Source organism: Microbacterium sp. 5K110, from assembly GCF_005774735.1.
Taxonomy (GTDB): domain Bacteria; phylum Actinomycetota; class Actinomycetes; order Actinomycetales; family Microbacteriaceae; genus Microbacterium.
On the sequence record NZ_VBUM01000043.1, the window covers coordinates 1 to 20,685 of the forward strand.

Annotated in this window: 24 protein-coding genes and 2 pseudogenes; 9 read left to right on the top strand and 17 right to left on the bottom strand. The window is 71.0% G+C overall.

Features of this window, described 5'->3' with window-relative positions; translation table 11 throughout:
- The 3 genes from FE256_RS10815 to FE256_RS10825 all read right to left on the bottom strand — a co-directional run.
- Positions 1-648: DUF222 domain-containing protein (locus FE256_RS10815; protein ID WP_171024299.1), on the bottom strand; the 648-nt coding region annotated here is incomplete at its 3' end.
- A 417-nt stretch (positions 649-1,065) separates the two neighbouring features.
- Positions 1,066-1,665, bottom strand: a complete 600-nt coding sequence (locus tag FE256_RS10820) for a DUF2231 domain-containing protein (RefSeq protein WP_212743506.1) — start codon at positions 1,663-1,665, stop codon at positions 1,066-1,068.
- Positions 1,662-2,543, bottom strand: coding sequence for a manganese catalase (locus FE256_RS10825; protein WP_138175471.1), 882 nt, complete (start codon positions 2,541-2,543; stop codon positions 1,662-1,664). The genes FE256_RS10820 and FE256_RS10825 overlap by 4 nt, the downstream gene beginning before the upstream one ends.
- A 327-nt stretch (positions 2,544-2,870) precedes the next feature.
- Here FE256_RS10825 and FE256_RS10830 point away from each other — a divergent pair, with 327 nt between their 5' ends.
- Positions 2,871-3,842, top strand: coding sequence for an iron-containing redox enzyme family protein (locus FE256_RS10830; RefSeq protein WP_138175531.1), 972 nt, complete (start codon positions 2,871-2,873; stop codon positions 3,840-3,842).
- Positions 3,839-4,039: a CDGSH iron-sulfur domain-containing protein gene (locus FE256_RS10835; protein WP_138175474.1), complete on the top strand. Its 201-nt coding sequence runs from the start codon at positions 3,839-3,841 to the stop codon at positions 4,037-4,039. The genes FE256_RS10830 and FE256_RS10835 overlap by 4 nt, the downstream gene beginning before the upstream one ends.
- 76 nt (positions 4,040-4,115) lie before the next feature.
- Here FE256_RS10835 and FE256_RS10840 read toward each other — a convergent pair whose 3' ends face one another.
- Genes FE256_RS10840 through FE256_RS10850 form a run of 3 tightly spaced genes read right to left on the bottom strand, consistent with a single transcriptional unit; the run spans position 4,116 to position 5,897 of the window.
- The gene (locus FE256_RS10840; RefSeq protein ID WP_138175476.1) at positions 4,116-4,691 is read right to left on the bottom strand and encodes a TetR/AcrR family transcriptional regulator; all 576 of its coding nucleotides are present in this window, start codon (positions 4,689-4,691) and stop codon (positions 4,116-4,118) included.
- Positions 4,672-5,481, bottom strand: a complete 810-nt coding sequence (locus tag FE256_RS10845) for an alpha/beta fold hydrolase (RefSeq protein ID WP_138175479.1) — start codon at positions 5,479-5,481, stop codon at positions 4,672-4,674. The genes FE256_RS10840 and FE256_RS10845 overlap by 20 nt, the downstream gene beginning before the upstream one ends.
- Before the next feature lie 53 nt (positions 5,482-5,534).
- Complete coding sequence (locus tag FE256_RS10850; protein ID WP_138175482.1) at positions 5,535-5,897, bottom strand: sugar ABC transporter ATPase; 363 nt, start codon at positions 5,895-5,897, stop codon at positions 5,535-5,537.
- An 82-nt stretch (positions 5,898-5,979) separates the two neighbouring features.
- On the opposite strand from FE256_RS10850, the gene FE256_RS10855 reads away from it, so the two are divergent.
- From FE256_RS10855 to FE256_RS10865, 3 genes are all read left to right on the top strand, one after another.
- On the top strand, positions 5,980-6,276 hold the full coding sequence (locus FE256_RS10855; RefSeq protein WP_354646034.1) for a DUF7882 family protein: 297 nt from the start codon (positions 5,980-5,982) through the stop codon (positions 6,274-6,276).
- Between the two features lie 146 nt (positions 6,277-6,422).
- The gene (locus FE256_RS10860; RefSeq protein WP_138175485.1) at positions 6,423-7,628 is read left to right on the top strand and encodes an NAD(P)/FAD-dependent oxidoreductase; all 1,206 of its coding nucleotides are present in this window, start codon (positions 6,423-6,425) and stop codon (positions 7,626-7,628) included.
- Positions 7,629-7,735: 107 nt separating this feature from the next.
- Positions 7,736-8,188, top strand: coding sequence for an SRPBCC family protein (locus FE256_RS10865; RefSeq protein ID WP_138175487.1), 453 nt, complete (start codon positions 7,736-7,738; stop codon positions 8,186-8,188).
- A 63-nt stretch (positions 8,189-8,251) separates the two neighbouring features.
- On the opposite strand, the gene FE256_RS10870 is transcribed toward FE256_RS10865, so the two are convergent.
- A complete protein-coding gene (locus FE256_RS10870; protein ID WP_138175489.1) occupies positions 8,252-9,244 on the bottom strand; it encodes an aldo/keto reductase in 993 nt (330 codons plus the stop codon).
- A 131-nt stretch (positions 9,245-9,375) separates the two neighbouring features.
- Here FE256_RS10870 and FE256_RS10875 point away from each other — a divergent pair, with 131 nt between their 5' ends.
- The gene (locus FE256_RS10875) at positions 9,376-9,810 is read left to right on the top strand and encodes a hypothetical protein (RefSeq protein WP_138175491.1); all 435 of its coding nucleotides are present in this window, start codon (positions 9,376-9,378) and stop codon (positions 9,808-9,810) included.
- A 9-nt stretch (positions 9,811-9,819) separates the two neighbouring features.
- On the opposite strand, the pseudogene FE256_RS10880 reads toward FE256_RS10875, so the two are convergent.
- The 5 genes and pseudogenes from FE256_RS10880 to FE256_RS10900 all read right to left on the bottom strand — a co-directional run bounded on the left by FE256_RS10880 (position 9,820) and on the right by FE256_RS10900 (position 14,487).
- Positions 9,820-11,372: pseudogene (locus tag FE256_RS10880) on the bottom strand (PepSY-associated TM helix domain-containing protein).
- On the bottom strand, positions 11,285-12,508 hold the full coding sequence (locus FE256_RS10885; protein ID WP_138175494.1) for a Dyp-type peroxidase: 1,224 nt from the start codon (positions 12,506-12,508) through the stop codon (positions 11,285-11,287). Before FE256_RS10885 ends, FE256_RS10880 begins: the two are co-directional and overlap by 88 nt.
- Complete coding sequence (locus FE256_RS10890) at positions 12,508-13,056, bottom strand: copper chaperone PCu(A)C (protein ID WP_138175496.1); 549 nt, start codon at positions 13,054-13,056, stop codon at positions 12,508-12,510. The genes FE256_RS10885 and FE256_RS10890 overlap by 1 nt, the downstream gene beginning before the upstream one ends.
- A gap of 10 nt (positions 13,057-13,066) precedes the next feature.
- Positions 13,067-13,621 carry a copper resistance CopC family protein gene (locus FE256_RS10895; protein ID WP_138175498.1) on the bottom strand — a complete coding sequence of 185 codons (555 nt, stop codon included), beginning with the start codon at positions 13,619-13,621 and terminating at the stop codon, positions 13,067-13,069.
- 266 nt (positions 13,622-13,887) lie between these two features.
- The gene (locus FE256_RS10900) at positions 13,888-14,487 is read right to left on the bottom strand and encodes a hypothetical protein (protein WP_138175500.1); all 600 of its coding nucleotides are present in this window, start codon (positions 14,485-14,487) and stop codon (positions 13,888-13,890) included.
- 56 nt (positions 14,488-14,543) lie between these two features.
- Here FE256_RS10900 and FE256_RS10905 point away from each other — a divergent pair.
- Positions 14,544-15,603, top strand: a pseudogene (locus FE256_RS10905) (epimerase).
- Between the two features lie 22 nt (positions 15,604-15,625).
- Here FE256_RS10905 and FE256_RS10910 read toward each other — a convergent pair.
- Entirely contained in the window at positions 15,626-15,784 is a 159-nt protein-coding gene (locus FE256_RS10910) for a DUF4175 domain-containing protein (RefSeq protein ID WP_138175503.1), read from the bottom strand.
- A gap of 141 nt (positions 15,785-15,925) precedes the next feature.
- Between FE256_RS10910 and FE256_RS10915 the strand changes: the two genes are divergently transcribed.
- Positions 15,926-16,186: a hypothetical protein gene (locus tag FE256_RS10915; RefSeq protein ID WP_138175505.1), complete on the top strand. Its 261-nt coding sequence runs from the start codon at positions 15,926-15,928 to the stop codon at positions 16,184-16,186.
- Between the two features lies 1 nt (position 16,187).
- Here FE256_RS10915 and FE256_RS10920 read toward each other — a convergent pair whose 3' ends face one another.
- Positions 16,188-17,153, bottom strand: coding sequence for a helix-turn-helix transcriptional regulator (locus FE256_RS10920; protein ID WP_138175507.1), 966 nt, complete (start codon positions 17,151-17,153; stop codon positions 16,188-16,190).
- 81 nt (positions 17,154-17,234) lie between these two features.
- Between FE256_RS10920 and FE256_RS10925 the strand changes: the two genes are divergently transcribed.
- Positions 17,235-17,696, top strand: coding sequence for a GNAT family N-acetyltransferase (locus FE256_RS10925; protein ID WP_138175510.1), 462 nt, complete (start codon positions 17,235-17,237; stop codon positions 17,694-17,696).
- A gap of 126 nt (positions 17,697-17,822) precedes the next feature.
- Here the strand turns inward: FE256_RS10925 and FE256_RS10930 are convergent, their stop codons facing one another.
- The 3 genes from FE256_RS10930 to FE256_RS10940 all read right to left on the bottom strand — a co-directional run bounded on the left by FE256_RS10930 (position 17,823) and on the right by FE256_RS10940 (position 20,641).
- A complete protein-coding gene (locus FE256_RS10930; protein WP_138175512.1) occupies positions 17,823-18,584 on the bottom strand; it encodes an ATP-binding cassette domain-containing protein in 762 nt (253 codons plus the stop codon).
- Positions 18,581-19,483 carry an ABC transporter permease gene (locus FE256_RS10935; protein ID WP_171024300.1) on the bottom strand — a complete coding sequence of 301 codons (903 nt, stop codon included), beginning with the start codon at positions 19,481-19,483 and terminating at the stop codon, positions 18,581-18,583. Before FE256_RS10935 ends, FE256_RS10930 begins: the two co-directional genes overlap by 4 nt.
- A gap of 117 nt (positions 19,484-19,600) precedes the next feature.
- The gene (locus tag FE256_RS10940) at positions 19,601-20,641 is read right to left on the bottom strand and encodes a substrate-binding domain-containing protein (protein ID WP_138175518.1); all 1,041 of its coding nucleotides are present in this window, start codon (positions 20,639-20,641) and stop codon (positions 19,601-19,603) included.
- Positions 20,642-20,685 lie beyond the last annotated feature (44 nt).

The window sequence follows — 20,685 nt, forward strand, 5'->3', positions numbered from 1 at the left end:
GCCCGCCTCCCCACCACCTGCCGACCTCGCCTCCCTGCCCGCGTCGACGATCACCCGCGCTTGCTGCGTCACCCTGTCGTGGATCGCTTCGGCCAGCACCGTCGGCAGCGTCGCGATCAGATCCGACATCCCGTCCACGCCCGGAACGACCCGGATGCACCGGGTCTCGCGCCCCGCCCGGTGCCGCTCGGTCACCGTCCGCGGATGCATCCGCTGGGCCGCGACCGCGAGCCGGGTCTTCAATCGCCCCGGGCTCGAGGCCTCTCCCGCCAGCGAAACAGCGACAGCGTCGAACGCCTCACGCGCCTCGACGGGAAGCTCCGCCCCGACCTCGGTGATCACCCGCACGTGCCGCCGGGACAGCGCCCCCGCTTCCCACGCCGCTACCGTCGCCGGATACGACTCCACCAGCGTCAACGCATCGCCGATGTCGCGCTGCACCGTCCGATCGGACACCCCGCACGCCGCCGCAACCTCGGACGCCACCTCCCGCATCGCCATATCCGACGCCCGCGCCGATGCCCGCGCCGAAGCCGCGGCATCCAGAGCGAACCGCCCCGCCGCCGCCAACGCCCGCACCCGCACAACCTCCGCCAAAGCCACCGCCGCCTCCGCCACCACCACCTCGGTGACCAGCCCCGCGAGCACATCGACGTCACCGCCCGGCGTAGAGCTCGGGCGGTCTGCAGACCCGGCGCCACCAGATGAATCAATCGAAGACATGTTCGAATGTTAGCCCCGAGGTCGGACATTCTGCCCCGTCGACAAAGGCATCCGTGGACAACTCGTCAGGTTCTCCCGCTGGGGAGGAGGACCCCGCAGATCTGCAGCGCATTCTCGGGTTCGCGGCGACGCCCCGCACCCGCCATCACCGGGGCGGTGCTCACACCTCTGCAGGATCCCGACGCGATCAGCGGCGGGTGGCACCGGGTCCCCCGCGGAACCCGCGGACGCGACGGCACAGCAACGCACCGAACCGACTCGAACGCGACGGCACCGCACAGCCGTGGACGCGGACGCCACAGCCGACTCAACAGCCACGGCACCGCCCGGACCCGACGCGGGTCACCCCGCTTCGAAGCCCTCGCGCTGCGTGTGCTCGTCGGCCACCCGCACGCCCCAGCGGTACGACAGCTTTCCGCCCAGCCACCCCGAGACGGAGAGGCCGCCCGCGGCGATCCCGCTGAGAAGGAAGGCGACGAGGGGGATCCGGCCAGCATCCAGGAGGCGCACGACGAGCCCCAGTATGAACAGCACGATCCCGGTCACGTTGAGCAGGAGGTGCGCCACCGCGGTTCGGCGAGCGGGCGTCCGTCGTTCGATCCGCGACATGTCGAGCAGCCCGAGGACGGACGCCACGACAGCCCCGACCAGCCCGATCGCGATGAGCAGCCGAGAGCCGGCGGCGAAGGCACGGGGATCATCGGACGCGAGGCCGATCAAATCGAACACGAGGCTCGAACTCCACGCCCCGATGGGGATCGTCACCGCGACGGGGTGGAACGGGTGCCCGTAGGGCCCCGCCACCGCGGCGCGCGGACGTTTCGCCGCACGCATCGCCGGGAAGCTCGCGCCGCTGCGCTCGTGTCCGCTGCCGAGCCGTTCTCCGCCGCGCACCGCCGGAGCGGTGCCGACCTCGGCGCCGCTCCCCGCGTCGTCGCTCATTCCTTGTGCAGCGCGTCCTGGGCGCGGCCCGCGAGCTTCTCGACCGTGTTGGGCAGCTCGGTCGTGCCGTAGAGCCGCACGTCGGGGTGCGTGGGCGGCGGCATCGGCACGCCCGGCTCGGGCGTGGCGAGGTACGTGAACTCGCCCTTGCCGTCGGGGGTCGGACCCGAGGCCCAGCGCCCTTCGCCGGCGGCGGCGCCGTCGGAGAAGTTGATGTACTGGTAGGACACGTCGCGATCCTCCTTCTCGAGCGGGAAGTTGCTCGGCACCGGAAGCGCCTCGTAGCCCTCTTCCTGCAGTTCGGCGGCTGCGGCGATCCACTGGTTCTGGTGCATCGTGTCGCGGGCGAGGAGGAAGGCGAGCAGGTCCTTCACGCCGTGGTCGTCGGTCTGGTGGTAGAGCCGCGCCACTTGCACACGGCCCTGCATCTCGGCGTTGGCGTTGGCGGTGAAGTCGGCGAGCAGATTTCCGCTGGCCGTGATGAAGCTGCCCTGCCACGGGTTGCCGTTGGAGTCGACGGGGCGCGCTCCCGCACCGGCGACGATCCCGTGCTGGATGTCGGTCCCGCCGATCACCGCGGCCACCGTGGGGTCGTCCTGCACGGCCTCCTCGGTGATGCCGAGCGGAGACTTCTCGAGCAGCTGGGCGATCATGACGGCGAGCATCTCGACGTGGCCCATCTCCTCGGCGCCGATTCCGAAAACGAGGTCTCGGTACTTGCCGGGCATGTGCATGTTCCATGCCTGGAACTGGTACTGCATGGCCACGCTGATCTCGCCGTACTGGCCGCCGAGCACCTCCTGGAGCTTGCGCGCGTAGACGGCGTCGGGCTTCTCGGGGGTGGCTGCGTGCTGGAGTTCCTGCCGGTGGAAGTACATCGCTCTCCTTCGTCGGTCGACGCCGACCGGGGGGTTCGGCGTCAGGAGCCACGAAAGAGCGCGACCCGGCATCCGGCACGGGGGTTGTGGTGCGCCCCGGTCCGCGCGACAATCGCGCGATGGTTCGTGCACACCGGACCTCCGAGGCCTCGCGCGGGCACGGTTGTCAAGGGTCTCGGTGATCCCGCCGACCGCGCCCAGAGTGACGGGGTGTCCGTGACTCTTTCCTCCCACGATCCCCGCGCTCGCTCCACCGGCGACGACGCCCCCGAGACGGACGGCACGGCATCCCTCCCGTTCTCGCCGCGCGGGCCCGTCAGCTCCGCGGTGATCCGCCACCTCTGCGACCGCGTGGCGACCCCGCACACGGCCCTCGCCGACCAGGCCGTGGCGGCCACTGCGGATATCGAGACCGACGACGACCTCCAGCTGGCGCTGTTCGTCCTCTTCGCCTCGGCGTACGGCTCGTTCGAGGCGCTCGACGCAGACCTGGAGTGGGATCCCTCCCTGGTGGCGACCCGGCGGGTGATCGAGCGAGCGTTCGAAGCGGCGTTGCGTCAGCGGCTCACGCTCCCCGACCTCCCTGCACCGACGACGGATGCCGTGGCCCGTGCGCTCTTCGACCTCACCGCCGCCGACACCGGCCCGAGCCTGTCGCGCCACCTCGCCAAGAAGGCCACCCTCGACCAGGCGCACGAGTTCCTCGTGCACCGCACCGTGTACACCCTGCGCGAGGCGGACCCGCACTCGTGGGCGATCCCGCGACTGACGGGGCGACCCAAGGCGGCGCTGGTCGAGATCCAGTCCGACGAGTACGGCGGCGGCCAGCCCGAGCGCGTGCACGCGACGCTGTTCGCCCGCGCGGTGCGGGCCGCGGGGCTGTCCGACACGTACGGCGCGTACATCGACGACGTGCCCGCAGTGACGCTGGCGTCGCACAACGCGATGTCGATGTTCGGCCTCAATCGGCGACTCCTCGGGGCGATCGTCGGTCATCTCGCCGCGTTCGAGATGACCTCGTCGATCCCCAACCGCCTCTACGCCGAGGGACTGCGACGCCTCGGCTTCGGCGACGAGGTGTGCGCGTATTTCGACGAGCACGTCGAGGCCGACGCCGTGCACGAGCAGATCGCCGCGCGTGACCTCGCCGGTGCGCTCGCGGAGGATCGCCCCGATCTGCTCCCCGACATCCTGTTCGGCGCGGCGGCGTGCCTAGGCGTCGACGGGCGCGTCGGCGCACACATGATCGACGCCTGGTCGCGCGGAGACTCGTCGCTGCGGCCCGAGGTGGGGCGATGAACGACCCCGCGCCGAGCATCACGGCCTACCCCGACGGTCCGCTGATCGTGCGGGGCGATGTCGAACTGCGCGACCCCGAGGGGCGTCCCGTGACGAAGAACCGGCGCACGGTCGCGCTCTGCCGCTGCGGCCTGTCGACGATCAAGCCGTTCTGCGACGGCACGCACAAGCCCGCGGGGTTCCGCACCGACGACTGAGGCGTCTCGCTGCGGAGTACGTGCTCCCCCTGCGCTGGAGCGACGACGGGAGGGTCCGCGGGGTCCTGCGCCGCCGTCACGCGCTCGTGCGCACCTCCGGGAGCGGCCGCGACAGCTCCGCGTCCAGCGCCTCGACCAGGCGGGCGAAGCTCTCGTCGACGGACTCCGGTTGACGGAACCCACCGAGCCGCTCGAGGTCGGCGAAACCGTGCAGCGCCGACCGGACGAATCGGATCCGATGCACGTCGCGCGCGCTCTCCCCGTACCCGGCCAGCGCCCGCGTGAGTTCGTCCATGACGGCGCCGGCCGCCACCTCCCACTCCGGGCCGGATCCCCCGCGCTGGGCGAGTTCGTACATTCCGGGGCGCTCCCGCGCGAAGCCGCGGTACGCCTCGGCGACGGCGGCCAGCGCGTCGCGCGACGACAGACCGCGGGAGGATCGCGCGAGAGCCTCACCGAAGGCGTGGGTGGCCGTCAACGCCACCCGGTCGGTCAGGTCGGCGAGCCCGCCGACGTGCTTGTACAGACTGGGCGCGGCCACCCCCAGCGCCGCGGCCACCCGCGAGAGTGTGAGGGATGCCACTCCCTCGGCGTCCACGATCCCGGCGGCGCCGCGTACGACGGCGTCGGTGTCAAGACCAGCGCGCGGCATCCCTCGCCTCCCCGAGGAAATCCAGCACGGCCGGGGCGACGGCGTCGGGCGCCTCGAGCATCGGCGCGTGTCCGACGCCTGGTACGACGAGCACCTGCGCCGACAGCTCCCCCGCGAGCCACTCCGCCTCGGCGGCCGGATCCTTCCAGTCGGGGTCGGCCGCGCCCATCACCACGAGGGTGCGCGCCCGCACGCGCGGCAGGAAGGGGGCGACGACGGAGTGATCGGCCCGGGTCGTGCGGACGAACGCCGCCCATCGCCCCGGGCGAGCGAGACGCCGGGAGAGGTGTGTCGCTCGAACCCGCGCGTCCTCGCCGAGTCCGGGCCACAGCGACGCGGAGTATCCGCGCCACACGGCCGGTCCCCAGGGGCGGGCGAGGAGTCCACGCAGAAGCGCACCCATCACCGCGTTGCCGTTTCGGGCGAACGGCCCGAGCAGCACGAGACCTGTCACGAGGTCGGGGCGGGTGCCGGCGGCGATGATCGCCGCGGCTGCACTCAACGATGCTCCCGCGATCACCGCGGGGCCGCCCCCGAGAGCCTCGATGACGGCGATCAGGTCAGCGGCGGTGGCGGTGTCGCCGTAGTCAACGAACCCGATGTCGCTGTCGCCGTGACCTCGCAGATCGGTCAGCGCGATACGGTACCCCGCGGCAGCGAGCCGATCGGCGAGGGGTCCGAAGGCGTCGCGCTCGTCTCCCATCGCCGGGGAGCAGACGACGAGAGGCCCGCTCCCCCGCACCTCGACGGCAAGACGCCCACCGTCCACATCCACTTGGCTAATGTCCATAGCCAAAAGCTACGCCCATTAGCCGAGCAGGGCAAGTCCCTCGCAGAGTCGACTTAGAGATCCTCGGGAGCGAGGTCGCCCTGACCCTCGTCGCCGAGTTCGACGACCCCCGGATCCTGCCCCTGGGAGTCGGTCCCGGCGCCCGTGGGGTGGAGGTCCTCGAGCGGGATGTCCGAATCCTCGGCGGGGATCTCCGCCGGATCGGCACCCGTGGCGGTAGCCGGATCGAGGTCGGCGGGGTCGACGCCCTCGTCGAGCGCGGTCGTGGCATCCCACTCGACCTGGGCCGGATCCAGCGACGGATCGGCCACGACCGAGGTGTCACCGTCGCGTAGCGGCTGGGCGCCCGCGACACCGTCCACCGCAGGGGGAACGGTCGCGTCGGTCTGGGCGGGGTTGGTCGAAGCGTCGCTCATGGGGGGGGCATCCTCTCGTCGCCTACGCAAAGTCCGCGCAGGGCCGGTGAACCGGGTCGTCCCATACAAACGGTCGATCGGGATGCACGACCGCCCCTTGACACCTGCGCCCGCCTCCCCGTACATCGTGGAGTATCCGCTGTTCATCCACGAGGGCACCGTCCGGGGCGACCTCGACGACCGACTCCTCGCACACCTGCAGGTGGTGATCGGGAACACGCTCCGTCGCGGGGAGCCGTTCTCCTTCCCGGGGAAGGACGACCTCGGCACCGGCGGCGGTCGGACAGCGGTGTGGGTGCACCCGCGCGCGAGCATCGTGTCCACATCCACGGCGGCCGCACGCCGGCGGTCAACCGGCACTGGCTGGAGGCCCGCATGACGATGGCCGACTCGCCGACCGGCTTCTACGTCGTGCCGAAACCCCCAGAAGACGCGTCCCTGCCCGAGTCCCTCGGCTGATCCTCTGTCAACCCGCTGGCGCCCGGGCGCTCGGGGGCGTTGTCTGAAGACGACGGAAGGACACCCATGCCGCATTCGCCCCGACCGGCTCCCCGCATCGTCGTGATCGGCGGCGGGAACGCCGGGCTCTCGCTCGCCGGTCGCCTGCACCGCGCCCGCGTCGGCGAGATCACGGTGGTCGAGCCGCGCGAGCGGCACGTCTACGCTCCCCTGCAGTCGCACATCGCCGGCGGTGCCGCACGGGCGTCCCGTGCCGTCCGCCCCCAGGGCGACGTCACCCCTCCGGGCGTCCGATGGCTGCGCGACGAGGCGTTCACCGTCGATCCGGGCGCTCGCCGGGTGCACCTCGTCTCCGGCGGCCACCTCGACTACGACCAGTTGGTCATCGCCGCCGGAATTCGCATGGATTGGGAGTCCATCCCCGGCCTCCCCGAGGCCATGGCCACCCCCGAGGGGATCTCGAACTACGACTTCACGCTCGCCGCCCGAGCGTCCCCGGTGCTGCGCGACCTGCGCCACGGCACCGTGGTCTTCACCCAGCCGCCCGAACCGGCCTCGTGCGGCGCGGCGGCGCAGAAGCCGATGTACCTCGCGTGCGACTGGTGGCGCTCGATCGGCGTGCTCGACGACATCCGGGTCATCCTGGTGCTCCCCGACCCCGTCCCGTTCGGCATGCCGTCGATCGATCGCGAGCTGCACCGCATCCTCGACCGCTACGGCGTCGAGGTGCACTACTCCCGCGAGGTGCGGCGAGTGGATGCCGAGACCCGCACGCTCACGATCGGTCACGGCTCCGACGAGGAGACGCTCTCCTACGACGTGCTGCACGCGGTTCCCCCGCAGCGCGCTCCGGAGTGGATCTCCGGCAGCGGACTGGCCGCGGACGACGACCCGCACGGCTTCGTCGACACCGACCCCGAGACGCTGCAGCACCGGCGGCATCCGGAGATCTGGGCGCTGGGTGACGCGGCGGCTGTCGCCACTCGCCGATCGGGCGGGGCGATCCGGAAGCAAGCGAAGGTGCTCACGGCGAACCTGCGCTCCGTCCTCGCCGGCCGCGAGCCTTCGGCCCGCTACGACGGCTATAGCGTCGTGCCGTTCACGGTCTCGCGCGGAACCGTGGTCTTCGCCGAGTTCGATCGGTGGGGCGCCCCCCGTCCGTCGATCCCCTTCTGGCGGTCACTCTCGCGCGAGCGACGGTCGACCTGGATCGCCGACCGCCACGTGCTGCCGTGGGTGTACTGGAACCTCATCCTGCGCGGACGGGCATAGCGCTCGCATATAGGCCACACGAGCCGATCTCTCAACCCCGGGGCCCCCACGAGCGGGAGGCGCGAAGACTGGGCACGAGCCCCGGATCACACAGGAAGAAGGACATCATGGCCCAGGTCATCGAAACCGTCGACGTCAACGTTCCCGTTCGCGTCGCCTACAACCAGTGGACGCAGTTCGAGGAGTTCCCGCACTTCATGGGCTTCGTCGAGTCCATCACCCAGAAGACCGAGACCCTGACGCACTGGAAGGTCAAGATCGCGGGGGCCGAGCGCGAGTTCGACGCCGAGATCACCGAACAGCACCCCGACGAGCGCGTCGCCTGGAACAGCGTCGGCGGCGAGGAGAACCACGCCGGCGTCGTCACGTTCCACCGCCTGTCCGACGACGAGACGCGCGTGACCGTGCAGATCGACTGGGAGCCCACGGGCCTCCTCGAGAAGGCCGGCGCCGTCTTCGGCGCCGACGACCACTCGGTCAAGAAGGACCTGAAGAACTTCAAGGAGTACATCGAGTCGCGCGGCGCCGAATCCGGCGCGTGGCGCGGCGACGTCAGCTGACACCCGGACAGAAGACGGACGCCGGTCCCCGAGGGGGCCGGCGTCCGTCGCGTCAGGGGTGAGTCACCACTGCGGGTGGATCTCTGCGCGCAAGCGACGGTCGTAGACGTCGCGCACGAGAACGTCGAACGCGTCGAGGTCGAACCCACCGTCGATCAGGCCGGCCGCCGCGGCGTTGGCCGTGGCCTGCGCCGCCGAGCGGGCGCCGGGGATGACCGAGGTGACACCCTCGCGCGACGCGATCCACGCGAGCGTCGCCGCCGGGAGCGTCACACCGTCGGGAAGTGCGGCCTTGAGCTCATCGGCCGCGGCCACCCCCTCGGCGAACGGCACGCCCGAGAAGGTCTCGCCCTTGTCGAACGCTTCACCGTTGCGGTTGTACGTGCGGTGGTCGTCTTTGTCGAAGGTGGTGTCGGCGGTGTACTTGCCCGACAGCAGGCCGCTCGCGAGCGGAACCCGCGCGAACACCGCGACGCCCTTCTCGGCAGCGGCGGGCAGCACCTCGTCGAGCGGCTTCAGACGGAACGGGTTGAAGATGATCTGGAGGTTCGTCAGGTTGGGTCGACGCAGCGCCGACAGGGCCTGGTCCATCGTCTCGACCGAGACGCCGTACGCGGCGATCACGCCCTCCGAGACGAGTTGGTCGAGCGCGTCGTAGGTGGCGTCGTCGTCGATGACCGCCGAGGGCGGGCAGTGCAGCTGGACCAAGTCCAGCGTGTCTTGGGCGAGCAGCCGGCGCGAGCGGTCGGTCCAGGCGCGGAAGTTCTCCATCGTGTAGTTCTCGGGCGTCTGGTCGGCGCGACGGCCCATCTTGGTGGCGACCGTGATACCCGTGGCATCCGTCTTCTGCAGGAACGCGCCGATGAGTTCTTCGGAACGCCCGTCGCCGTACACGTCGGCGGTGTCGAAGAGCGTCACCCCGGCGTCGACCGATGCGGCGAGCACCTCCATCGCCTCGTCTTCGCTGACACCGCCCCAGTCGGGACCGAGCTGCCAGGTGCCGAGACCGATTGCCGAGACTTCGCGGCCGGTGCGGGAGAGGGGACGCTGCTGCATTGCGGTTCCTTTCGGGGAGTCGGATCGAGCCTATCCAGCCCCTCCGACACGAGGGCCGCGCGTCAACCCCGTTCCCGCCCGCGGGCGCGCCCTCTAGCGTGACCTCACACCCCACCGGAAGGACCACGATCGTGAACACCCCCGCAGAAGACCTGCCCGGAGCCGACCACGCGCACACCGTCTCGGATGCCGAGGGGCGCGCCGCCGACGTCCCCGCCGGGGGTGCCGGCGCCGACTCCGGAGCGGTCTCGGCCACCGAGATCGACACCGACGACGATGCGCGCGTGCAGAACGTCTCGAGCCAGAACGACATCCCGGGCGTGGGCACGCGTGCCGCCGACGGCGACATGGAGCGCGGTACTGACGACGCGCGCGGTGAGAGCGGCTCGACCTCGCGCCATCACGAACACGAGACCGAGCCGCACCCCGAAGGGGAGACGAACGCCGGGGGCGAGGCGCACGTGACGGGCGACTCGGCGATCGCGCACTACCAGCCGGGCGTCGGACGCGACTCGGCGGAGTCGAGCAAGATCGCCCAGAGCCTCCCCGACCCCGACGACGACTGACCGGGCTTCTCAGCCGTTCGGGACCCTCCGCCGCTGCGCCAGCCCGAGGGTGACGTCGAGCACGACGAACGCCGCGAGCGTGTAGCCGACGAACGGCAACAGCGAGCCGAGGGCGACCGCGCCGAGAAGGACGAGGCCGATCCCCCACCACGGCGCTCCGCGCAGCACGCCGCGAGCCGGAGCCGCCGCGAACCCGCGCGTCGGCCGACGCCGCCACCACATCGCGTACCCGAGCACGACGAGCGACGCGATCCCGAGCGCGAGTACGAACAGCACGAGCTGGTTGGCCAGGCCGAACATCGACCCCATGTGGGTGTCGATGCCCCACCGCGAGAGCTTCGCCAGCAGCGGAAAGTCCGCGAAATCGACGCGGTCGGTCACGTGCATCGTGGATCCGTCGATCGCCACGGCATCCACCTCGGTCGGGAAGCTCCGCTGGATCTCCTGCACGACCCAGGCTTTGCCGGGCGCGGCGGGCGGCTTGATCTCGACCTGGCCGGTGTTGACGTTGATCCGCTGCGCGATCGCGAGAACGGCGTCGAACGTCGCGGGGTTGGCCGCGCCGGTCGGGGCCGCCGCGGCTCCGCCGTGGTGGGAGTGCTCTCCGCCGACGGGAGCGTCGCCGTCGAGGGTCGTAGACAGCGACGGCGTCCCCCCGCCCACGGCAGCGCGGAGGTCCGCGACGTTGGCCCCGGCGAAGGCCGACCACGTGATGCCCGTGGCCGAGAGGAACACCGCTCCGAGCACGACCCACACGCCGATCGAGGCGTGCCAGCCGAAGAGCCCGCGGTAGCCGGTGTGCTTCCGGTTCGGGCGCACGAGATCGGCACGGCCGCGACGACTGCGCCGCATCCTTCCGATCCAGAGCCCGAGTCCGGCGAGCGCGACGATCCCGAGCCAGGATGCCGCGAGCTCGCTGTACCACCGGCCGGGTTCGCCGAGGTGGAGGTTCCGGTGCAGATCACTCACCCACGCGGCAGGGCGCCGCTCGTGCCGTACGCGGTGAGGTCGCCCCGGATCTCCGCGGACCCCGGGTCGACGAAGATCGCCCGGGTCTCGCTCGCCCCCAGGTCCGGATCGGCGAACATGACGCGGGTCGTCGCCCCCGGTTCGGGGGCGGGACGCACCGCGACGGGGCTCGCGTCCCCGCCGACGTACTGCTCGGCCGCGATGATCTGATCGGCCAACGGCAGCGGGGCCGCGGTGGAGGGCGCCGTCAGCTCGTGCGCGTACACGATGCGGTCCAGGGTCGGCGTGATCGCGTACAGCGCTCCGCTGAGCGCCGCGACGAGGATGAACGGGCCCACGAGCACCCCGGCGAAGAAGTGCAATCGCCGCAGGAGCGCGGTGAACCACCCCTTCGCACCGCGCGCGTGCGCGCCACGCGGCGGCGACGGGTCATGGATGAGCGAGGGGGATGCCGCGCCCTCGGGCGCCTCGTCGGCGGCGGGGCCGGCGCCCGGGTGGGTGGTGGTCATGACAGGATTCCTTCTCCGATGAAACCGCCCTCGGCACAGCCGGGCGGGAGGGCGAACACGGCCGACCCGATCGGGGTCGTCCATTCGTTGAGCAGGTCGAGCTCGTCGAGCCGACGCTGGATGGGCACGAACTGCCGGTCGATGTCGGCCTGGAACGAGACGAACAGCAGCCCCGCGTCCGAGACCGTCCCCGCCGGCGGCGCGTCGTCGTAGTTGTACCCGCGGCGGAAGATGCGCTGCGCGGGGTCATCCGGGCGGGAGCGACGCACGTGCGAGAACTCCGGGATGACGGGGAAGCCGATGGCGTCCTTCGCCTCGAAGTCGGGTTCGTCGAACTCGTCCGTACCCGTCAGCGGCGCACCGGTGGCGTGCGTCCTCCCGACCGACTGGTCGCGACCGGGACGGTCGAGGCGGTCCCACTTATCGAGGTCCATGGCGATGCGGCGCACGACCATGCCGGTGCCTCCGGTGAGCCACCCCTCGCGCGCCCACACGACCTCGTCGAACCCGGTCGTGCCGGGTACCGGGTTGGCAGTGCCGTCGACCTGGCCGAAGAGGTTGCGCATCGTCGTCCCCGGTCGCACCGTGCCGTGCGCGCGCCGGAACCCCTGCTGCACCCAGCGCGGCGACGCGAACGCGCGCGCGTCCTTAAGCAGCATGCGCGTCGCGTGCGCCACCGTCACGGGATCGTCCGCGGCGATCTGCAGCAGCAGGTCGCCGTCGCCGAACTCCGGCCGGAGTCGATCGATCGTGAACGCGGGCAGAGGCCGCAGCCACGCCGGCGCTGGGGCCTCGGCGCGCGCCACGAAGCCCGGACCGAAGCCGAACGTCACCGTCAGACGCGCGGGAGCGGTCGCCAGCTCCGGCTCGGTATCGGCCAGGGCCCCCAGCCCGCGCGTGAGCCGCGCGGCGTCGTCGGTGAGGGTGCGCATCAGCCGCCGCAGGCCCTCCCGGTCGGTGTCGGCGCGCAGGTCGAGGGCGACGAGGGAGACGTGGGCCTGGGCGTCGGTGTCGATCCCGGCCTGGTGCTCACCGTAGAACGGCACGATCGCATCGCCGTTCAGCGGCGTGGAGGCTCCGGCATCCGTCGCTCTCGCCGAGACGGCGGCGTCGATGCCGATCGCGGCGGCGGCGCCCGCGCCGGCGACGGCTCCTCCGAGGAGGAACCCCCGCCGGCTCGGGCCGCGACCGGTCGGCGCGGATCGATCGCGAGGCGTCATCAGTGACCCGACTCCATGCCGCCCATACCGCCCATGTCCTGCTCGCCACCCTCGTAGTTCTCGTTCGCGCCGACGAACTCCTTGACGGGGGCGGTGATCTCGGCCGTGGAATCGTCCGAGAACGTCAGTGTGATGGTCGTCTCGTCACCGGCCCGCAGGGGCGAGGTGACGTCCATGAACATGAGGTGGCTGCCGCCGGGCTCGAGCGCGATCGACCCGTGCGCGGGGATGACGAAGCCGCCCTCGATCGGGCGCATGACCATCTGCCCGGATTCGTTCTGCACGGTCTCGTGCAGTTCCATCGCCGAGGTGGCGGGGCTGGTGGCCGACACGACGGTGAGGTCGCTGTCGCCGGCGTTGCGGAGTTCACCGAAGCCGGCGCTCATGCCGGAGTCTGCAGCCTTGACCCACACGTCGGTGGTCGAGAACGCCTCGGCCGCAGGGGCGGCCGGGGCGGGAGCGGGCGAGGCGCACCCCGCGAGGGCGAGGGTCGCGGCGAGGGCGAGGGCGCCGAAGCGCAGGACGGAGGTGGTGCGGGTGGTGGACATGAGTGGCCTTTCAGGGCTGTGCGTCGCGCCCGGCGCGACGGCGGAAGAGGAGAACGACGGCGAACACGGCGAGCGCGATGCCCGCCCCGATCGCGCCGATGACGACGACGCGTGGGAGGCCCGGCGCGGCATCGGACGCGGGAGCCGCGTCGGAAGGGGGTGCGGTCGAGGCGGCAGCCCGTTCGAGGGGCGCGGCGTCGCCGACGGTGAACGGGATGACGCCCGAGATCGGGTGTCCATCGCTGGAGACGACACGCCATCGCACCTCGTACCCGGCGACGGGCATGCCACCCTGCAGGGGCACGGTGACCGCGTCGGCCACCACGGCCGGATCGGCCGCGACCCAATCGGCGCCCTCGGCGTCGGCGACGATCACCTGAGCGCCGACGTCCATGACGTCGGCCGAGAACCTCAGCGAGATCTCATCGGGCGCGGAGGGCAGACGCTCACCCGCGGAGGGTGAACTGGAGAGCAAGTCGTCGTGGGCGGATGCCGGGACGACCGACGCCAGAACGGCGACGGCGGCCACGGCGATCCCCGCCGCGACGACGCGGAGACGATGCATGGAGAGGAACCTCTTCTCGGGTGCGCGGAGCACCCGTCGTCCGGCCACGAGATCTCCCGAAGGGGAGAGAGCGCGACCGGCTGCCCGCGCGGGACCGGCGGTCGCCGGTGCCCGGTGCGCCTCGAACGCGAGAGCGCGGGCGGCGATGAACGGGAGCGTCGGAAGAGACGCGGATCCCCCACCGCGCGGGCGCGATGCACCGTGGGGCACAGTGCCCCGGCGCGCGGCAGGAAGGCCCCGTCAGCGTGAGCGCGGAGGGGCGGGCGTCAGAGAGCGCCGAGCGGCGGACCGCGCCGCCTCGCGGAGCCGGCCAGCAGCACCGACGTCGGGCGGACGACCGCGACGATCTCGGCGAGGACGCGGCGACGCGCGACGGGGCGCGGGAGAGCCGAGGCGAGGGCGACCCGGACGCGCAGCCACGCCCCGAGCCGGTCGGCGAGGGTACGCAGGACGGCGATCGTGCGCTCCCCGCGGTGCAGGGCGAGCGTCGTCGCCGTCGCGGCGACGAGGTGCCAGGCCCACATCGCGGCATCCGGGGCGACCATGGTCAGGTCCGGACCCGCGAGGGACGGGAGGGCACCGCCGTGGACGTGGCCTTCGGCGGCGGGGTCGTGCGCCCCGAGGACGAAGAGGGTGTGGAACAGCAGCTGGCTCAGCGCGACGGCGGGCGCGAGACGCCACAACGAGAGGCGCCGGCCGGCCAGCACCGTGCAGACGACGAAGGACAGCGCCCAGGGGATGAGGATGCCGAGCCACCCGGGGACGTCGCCGCCGGCCGTGACGTGCGAGAGCAGGGCGACGAACGTGGCGAGAGAAGCGCCGACGGCACCGCGCGCGACGCGCGTCCCCCGGTCCTGTCGTCGCATGGCGCCCATTCTGCCAGGTCGCCGCCCCCGCCGCCGCGCAGCCCTAGGCTGACCCCGTGAACGCCTCGGAGTACGACGGCCCCCGGCCACGCGCGGTCATCGCCGGAGCCAGCGGATTCGTCGGCCGGGCGCTCGCGACGGCACTGAGCGACGACGGCTACGACGTCGTCACGGTGGGCCGCACGGGTCACGTCACGTGGACGGACCCCGCCGGGATCGCCCGTCTCGTCGACGGCGCCGAGCTGCTCGTGAACCTCGCCGGCAAGATCGTGTCGTGCCGCTACACGGACGCGAACCGCGACGAGATCCTGCGGTCGCGCCCGCGTGGTCGCCGTCCGCGACCGCAGGATCTCGACGGCGACCACGCGGGCGCTGCACGCGGCGGTTCGGGATGCCGCGCGCCCGCCGCGCGTGTGGATGAACGCCTCGACCGCGACCATCTACCGCCACGAGACCGAGCGAGGCAACGACGAGGTCGACGGAGTGATCGGCGACGGGTTCTCGGTCGATGTCGCCACGAGCTGGGAACGGGCGTTCTTCGACGGCGATCTCCCCGGCACACGCCGCGTGGCGCTGCGCATGGCGATCGTCCTCGGCGACGGCCCGGCCACCCGGATGCTGTTCGCCCTCGGGCGTCTGGGGGCGGGCGGCCCGCAGATCGACAGCTGGTGGTTTCCGCACCGCCGGTACCGCGGGATCGGTGCGCAGCCCACCGGTGCCCCGTGGTCTCGCTGGCATCGCACCCGCGGGCGCCAGAAGTTCAGCTGGATCCACATCGACGACGTCGTCGGTGCGGTGCGTTTCCTCCGCGACCGCGACGACATCGCGGGCCCGGTGAACCTCGCGGCACCGAACGTGAGCGACAACCGCACCCTCATGGCCGACGTGCGACGGATCGCCCGAGTGCCCGTGGGGCTTCCCGCGTTCCGGTGGATGCTGGATCCGGCGATGGCCGTCCTGGGGAGCGAGCCCGAGCTGGTCCTGAAGAGCCGATGGGCCGTGCCGCGGATCCTGACCGACGCCGGCTTCGAGTTCCAGCACCCCGACCTGGGCCCGGCGCTCGATGCGGTGGCAGAGATGCGCAGACCCCGGGCCCGCGACCTGTTCTCGGCCTGAACCCGGGGTCTCGCGCGGGCGATCAGGTGTTGCGGCGCACGAAGCGCAGCAGCGCGGCGATCACGCCGACGATGAGGATGACGATGCCGATCCAGAGCAGGAACTTCACGGCCTCGACGAAGATGCCGAGGAACAGGAAGACGAGACCGACGACGATGAGGAGGATGGCGAGAGCTGGCATGGCATCCACTCTCCTCCCTCACCGCAGGCGCGCCCGCACCCTTGACACGGGAGACCCCACGACGCAAACGGCTGTCAAGCTCTCGTCGTGCGCGCCCCGGCCGGTCTAGCCTCGGATCTACCACGACGAGAGAGGCGCATCATGGGCGATCGCGACACCACGGGGCACGGCACCGGACCCGAAGAGGGCGAATACACCGAAGTGGAGCTCCCCGACGGCGAGGAAGCGGGCCGCAACCTCGATGAGCCCGGTGAGTACGTCGACACCGAGCGCGCCGACGGTACGACCGCCCGCCCCCGCGCCGACGAACCGGGGTCCTACACCGACGTGCAGCTGCCGACGGGGGACGAGGCACGCGACGACACCGACCGACCGGGCGAATACACCGACCGCGATCGCTGACTCAGCGGTTGAGGGTGGCCTGCGGATCGCGACGATACGCGGCGCGGTAGGCGACCGCGAAGGACTCGACGTTTGTGAAGCCCCACCGGCGCGCGACCAGGGCGAGCGTCGTGCACGCGGCGTCGGCCGCCACGAGGTCGACGTGCGCGGCGCTGAGTCGTGCGAGTTGCAGATACTCCTCGGGGGTGGATGCCACGCCCCCGTTCGCCGTGAACGCGCGGCGCAGTCCGCCGGTCGACGATCCGGCCGCGCGGGCGGCGTCCTCGATCGTGACGGGGAGGGAGGCGTGATCGTCGAGCCATGCGGTCGCCGATCGATACACCGCCGCCTGCTCCAGCGCCGACGCCCGGCGCTCCCGCGCGTCGGCGACGAGGGGGAAGACCTCGAGCGCCGCGACCGCGAGAGTGCGGTGCACGTGGGCGCGCACGAGCGGTTCGGCCATGATCGGCGTCTGGGTCCGAGCCCATCGCAAGGTCGAATCCCAGTAGTCGCGGAGCGCGGCCGACGCCGGGTCGACCCCGCGGAAACGCACGTCGAGGTCGTCGTCTCCATACAGCGTGCGGGCCGTCGCGGCGAGCCGATCGGGGTCGAAGGTGACCACCTCGAGGTCGGGATGGTCCACGCGCGCCACCAGCCGATCGCCCGGCTGCAGCATGCCCGGCGAGACGCTGAACTCCCCCTCGTCCTGCCCGACGCTCCAGGCATAGCCGGGCGTGGAGCTGACGACGAGGAAGCGGTCCGATTCGTAGGACAGGTCGACCCGGGCCGACCACTCCAGATGCCGCAGCGAGAACGCGGCATCCCCGACGAGGTGCTCCGCGTAGGCGGCCTCGTCGGCGCGCAAGTCGACGCGTCCGTATTGGGCGCGCAACCACGCCTCGGTGGTGGCGACGTCCGTGGTGCGGACGCGGGTGTCGTAGAAGTCGTTCATGGGGGGCGTGTGCCCGACGATGAGCGGCACCGTCACCCATAGTAGTTAACCTCTCACCGCGAGAGGTTCGTCCATCGCAACAACGATAGTTAGCCACGACCGAGCAGCAGGAGCACCATGACCGACGCGCCCGTCATCCGCGACATCCGCCCTGAGGACGCCGGGGAGGTGCTGACCATCCAACGCGCCGCGTTCGCGAGCGAGGCTCTCATCTACGGCGACCCCGACATGCCCCCGCTCACCCAGACACTCGAAGAGCTCGCAGCCGAGCTCGTCGAGAACCTCGGCTGCGTGGCGATCGACGGCCACCGGCTCGTGGGTGCCGTCCGCGCGCGGCGGGCCGGCGACCTCCTGCTGATCGGGCGTCTCGCGATCGCCCCCGATCAGCAGGGCGCAGGACTGGGTTCGACGCTCCTCGCCGCGGTCGAGGAGCGCGGTCGCCGCGACGGCGCCACCGAGGCGGAGCTGTTCACCGGCGGTCTCAGCGAGGCCAACCAGCGCCTCTACGAGCGGGAGGGCTACCACCGCAGCGAAACCACCCCCGACGGCGAGATCTTCTACCGCAAGCCGCTGCGCTGACGACGCGGGCCGGTGGGCGCGGGCCGACACGCCGGGCGCCGACCTCTGCCGCCGCGGCGATAACAGGCCATGAGCCGAGAACAGGCATCCCCTGTTTGCGCGACCCCTCAGCCGCACGACGATGTGTCAGTCGATCGTGCGTACGGCCCCGGTCACCATGCCCACCAGTTGCTCCCCCGTCACCTTCTCCGTGCGGGTACCCCCGACGACGCGGCCGCCTCTCATCACCCAGACCTGTTGGGACAGCCGTTTGACCTGCTCGAAGTTGTGCGAGACCACCAGGACCGTCGTGCCGCCATCGACCACTCGGCGGATCAGCGCCTCAACCTGCGCCGTCTCGTTCAGGCCCAGGGCGGCGGTCGGCTCGTCGAGGATGATCATGTTCTCGGCCCACATGACCCCGCGCGCGATCGCGACAGCCTGACGCTGCCCACCCGAGAGCCGTTTGACGGGGCGCCCCACGCCCGGAACGTTCACGGCGAGATCCGCGACCAGCTCCGCGGCGCGCTCCTTCATCTCTTTGCGGGCCAAGAACCTCAGGCCCGGGATGCCACGGGTCAGCTCTCGATCCATGTACATGTTCTGCCACACGCTCAACTGATCGCTGAGCGCGAGGTCCTGATAGACCGTCTCGATGCCCTGCTCGCGAGCGTCCCGGGGCGAGGAGAAACGCACGGGTCGACCGTCGATGCGGATCTCGCCCTCGTCGGGCGCGTACAGGCCGGTGAGGCACTTCACCAGAGTCGACTTACCCGCCCCGTTGTCACCCACGATGGCGGTGATCTCACCGGCGCGGATACTGAGCGAGGCACCCTTGAGGGCGTGGACGTTTCCGAAGGATTTGTGGATGTTGTCGACGACGATCTTCTCGCCGGGGTCGTGGGTCATTTCCGCCCTCTCATGAGCGTCGCGGCAGCGATGACGACGATGCCGATCACCAACGGGGAATAGAACGCGCTCACGCCCAGCAACGTGAGTCCGGATTGCAGGAACGTGAGCAGAATCGCTCCGATGACGGGTCCGTAGATCGTCGCTCGGCCGCCGAAGAGGCTCACGCCGCCCAGCACGACCGCAGCGATGGCCTTCAGCAGGTAGTCGGTGTTCGTGGCCGGCTGACTCGACCCGATGTAGGACGTGAGCAGCACGGCTCCGAGACCGCCCATCGCCCCGCAGATCATGTATCCCGCGAGCTTGATGCGGGGGACCTTGAGTCCCATTGCCTTCGCCGCGTCGGGGTTGTCTCCGACGGCGAGCAGGTGCGTGCCGAACCGTGTGTGGAACAGCACGATGTGCAGCACGATGGCGACCGCGATCGCCAGGAGGAAATTGACCCGGATGCCCGCGACGCTGATCGTGCTGAGCGAGGTCAGGGCGCGTTCGGGAATGGCGACCGGCTTGCCCTGCGAGACGATGAGACTCAGTCCCATCACCACGCTCAGCGAGCCCAGCGTCACGATGAAGTCGGGGATCCTCACCCAGCCGATGAAGGTGCCGTTGATGGCGCCGACCGCGAGCCCGGTGAGCACGGCGATGGCGCAGCACACGAGGAGCGGCATCCCGCTCTGATATGCCGTGGCCATCGTCACGCTGCCGAGGGCGACCGTCGCCGCGAGCGACAGATCGATGCCTGCCAGGGAGACGGCGAACGTCGCTCCGAGGGCGAGCAGGATCGGAATGGTCGAGTCCGCGAGCATTGTGGAAACGCTCGGCCACGAGAGGAATCTCGGGTTCAGCGCGGTGAAGACGACGGAGAGCAGGACGAGGGCGACCGGAGCGGCCAGCTTCATCCAGATCTCCTCCGAGCCCAGCGCGCGGCGCATGCTCGTCGCTCTGTCAGTCGAGACCTTCGTTCGAAGGGGTGTGTTCGTTGCCATGGGTGAGGATCCCCGATCAGTGGTGAGGGGTTACTTGAACGGGTTCGGGACGTCGAAGCCCTTCGGCGGCGCGGGGAATGCGTCCAGGGCCGCCTGAGCGTTCTTCGCATCGACGATGAGCACCGGGGTCTCCACGTTGGAAGGGATCGAGGTGCCCGCCATCGCGGCGACGCACGCCTGCACCGACTGCACACCCATCAGGTACGGGAACTGCTCGATCGCGGCCGGCTGTCCCCCGGCGACGATGTCCTTCAACTGGTCCTGGGTCCCGTCGATGCCGACGACCGCCACCTGTCCCTTCTTGCCGGCCTCTTCCACGGCCTGCTGGATGCCCATCGCCATGTCACCCGAGGGCGTGAAGAACCCCTTGATGTCCGGATTCGCGATGAGGATCGTGGATGCCGCGCTCTTGGCCTTGGCCTTGTCGAAGTCGGCGGCGACCGTCTGGGTGATTTCGAGCTTGCCCGTGACGGCCTTCTCGAACCCTGCCAGTCGGGCGATGTTGCCCGGATCCGCCACGAGCCCGCCGATGAGCGCCACCTGCGATCCTCCATCGACGAGGGACAGCATCGCTTCGCCGCCGGCCGCGCCCGCGGTCTCGTTGTTGGTGCCGACATACGTCGTGACGTTCACGCCCGCGTCCTTCGCGGCGTCCAGATCGATCGGCAGGTCGAGGTTGACGATGGGCGCACCGGCCTGCGTCACCGGCACGAGACCGGTGATCAGGTTCGTCTGACTGGTCGGGTTGACGATGTAGCAGCCGTAGCCCGCGGTGACGAGTGAGTTGAGCTTGGTCGCCTGGCCCGAGTCGTCCGTGACGTTCTCCGCCGCGACGACCGTGAGTTCGACGCCGGCCTCGTCGGCGGCCGACTGCGCACCCTCGACCATCGCACCGAAGTACGTGTTGTCGAGAGGCTTGATGACGAGGGCGATCTTGCCGTTGTTCTCGCTGGCGGCTCCCGCACTGCCCTGCGGCGCGGCGGAGTCTGAGCAACCGGCGAGAGCCCCGGCTAGGATCGTCACCGTCGCGGCGGCCGCAGCAGCGGAGCGCATTCGGGGGTGTCGGGTCATTTTTCTCTCCTTTGAGGATGTGACTTTCGGGACTGCTGGTGCGA

What these genes read in the sequence shown, in the direction of transcription:
- FE256_RS10820 (WP_212743506.1), bottom strand. Translation starts at nt 1,665, where the DNA reads ATGAGCGACGACGCGGGGAGCGGCGCCGAGGTCGGCACCGCTCCGGCG.
- FE256_RS10825 (WP_138175471.1), bottom strand. Translation starts at nt 2,543, where the DNA reads ATGTACTTCCACCGGCAGGAACTCCAGCACGCAGCCACCCCCGAGAAG.
- FE256_RS10835 (WP_138175474.1), top strand. Translation starts at nt 3,839, where the DNA reads ATGAACGACCCCGCGCCGAGCATCACGGCCTACCCCGACGGTCCGCTG.
- FE256_RS10840 (WP_138175476.1), bottom strand. Translation starts at nt 4,691, where the DNA reads ATGCCGCGCGCTGGTCTTGACACCGACGCCGTCGTACGCGGCGCCGCC.
- FE256_RS10845 (WP_138175479.1), bottom strand. Translation starts at nt 5,481, where the DNA reads ATGGACATTAGCCAAGTGGATGTGGACGGTGGGCGTCTTGCCGTCGAG.
- FE256_RS10850 (WP_138175482.1), bottom strand. Translation starts at nt 5,897, where the DNA reads ATGAGCGACGCTTCGACCAACCCCGCCCAGACCGACGCGACCGTTCCC.
- FE256_RS10855 (WP_354646034.1), top strand. Translation starts at nt 5,980, where the DNA reads ATGCACGACCGCCCCTTGACACCTGCGCCCGCCTCCCCGTACATCGTG.
- FE256_RS10860 (WP_138175485.1), top strand. Translation starts at nt 6,423, where the DNA reads ATGCCGCATTCGCCCCGACCGGCTCCCCGCATCGTCGTGATCGGCGGC.
- FE256_RS10865 (WP_138175487.1), top strand. Translation starts at nt 7,736, where the DNA reads ATGGCCCAGGTCATCGAAACCGTCGACGTCAACGTTCCCGTTCGCGTC.
- FE256_RS10870 (WP_138175489.1), bottom strand. Translation starts at nt 9,244, where the DNA reads ATGCAGCAGCGTCCCCTCTCCCGCACCGGCCGCGAAGTCTCGGCAATC.
- FE256_RS10885 (WP_138175494.1), bottom strand. Translation starts at nt 12,508, where the DNA reads ATGACGCCTCGCGATCGATCCGCGCCGACCGGTCGCGGCCCGAGCCGG.
- FE256_RS10890 (WP_138175496.1), bottom strand. Translation starts at nt 13,056, where the DNA reads ATGTCCACCACCCGCACCACCTCCGTCCTGCGCTTCGGCGCCCTCGCC.
- FE256_RS10895 (WP_138175498.1), bottom strand. Translation starts at nt 13,621, where the DNA reads ATGCATCGTCTCCGCGTCGTCGCGGCGGGGATCGCCGTGGCCGCCGTC.
- FE256_RS10900 (WP_138175500.1), bottom strand. Translation starts at nt 14,487, where the DNA reads ATGCGACGACAGGACCGGGGGACGCGCGTCGCGCGCGGTGCCGTCGGC.
- FE256_RS10910 (WP_138175503.1), bottom strand. Translation starts at nt 15,784, where the DNA reads ATGCCAGCTCTCGCCATCCTCCTCATCGTCGTCGGTCTCGTCTTCCTG.
- FE256_RS10915 (WP_138175505.1), top strand. Translation starts at nt 15,926, where the DNA reads ATGGGCGATCGCGACACCACGGGGCACGGCACCGGACCCGAAGAGGGC.
- FE256_RS10925 (WP_138175510.1), top strand. Translation starts at nt 17,235, where the DNA reads ATGACCGACGCGCCCGTCATCCGCGACATCCGCCCTGAGGACGCCGGG.
- FE256_RS10930 (WP_138175512.1), bottom strand. Translation starts at nt 18,584, where the DNA reads ATGACCCACGACCCCGGCGAGAAGATCGTCGTCGACAACATCCACAAA.
- FE256_RS10935 (WP_171024300.1), bottom strand. Translation starts at nt 19,483, where the DNA reads ATGAAGCTGGCCGCTCCGGTCGCCCTCGTCCTGCTCTCCGTCGTCTTC.
- FE256_RS10940 (WP_138175518.1), bottom strand. Translation starts at nt 20,641, where the DNA reads ATGACCCGACACCCCCGAATGCGCTCCGCTGCTGCGGCCGCCGCGACG.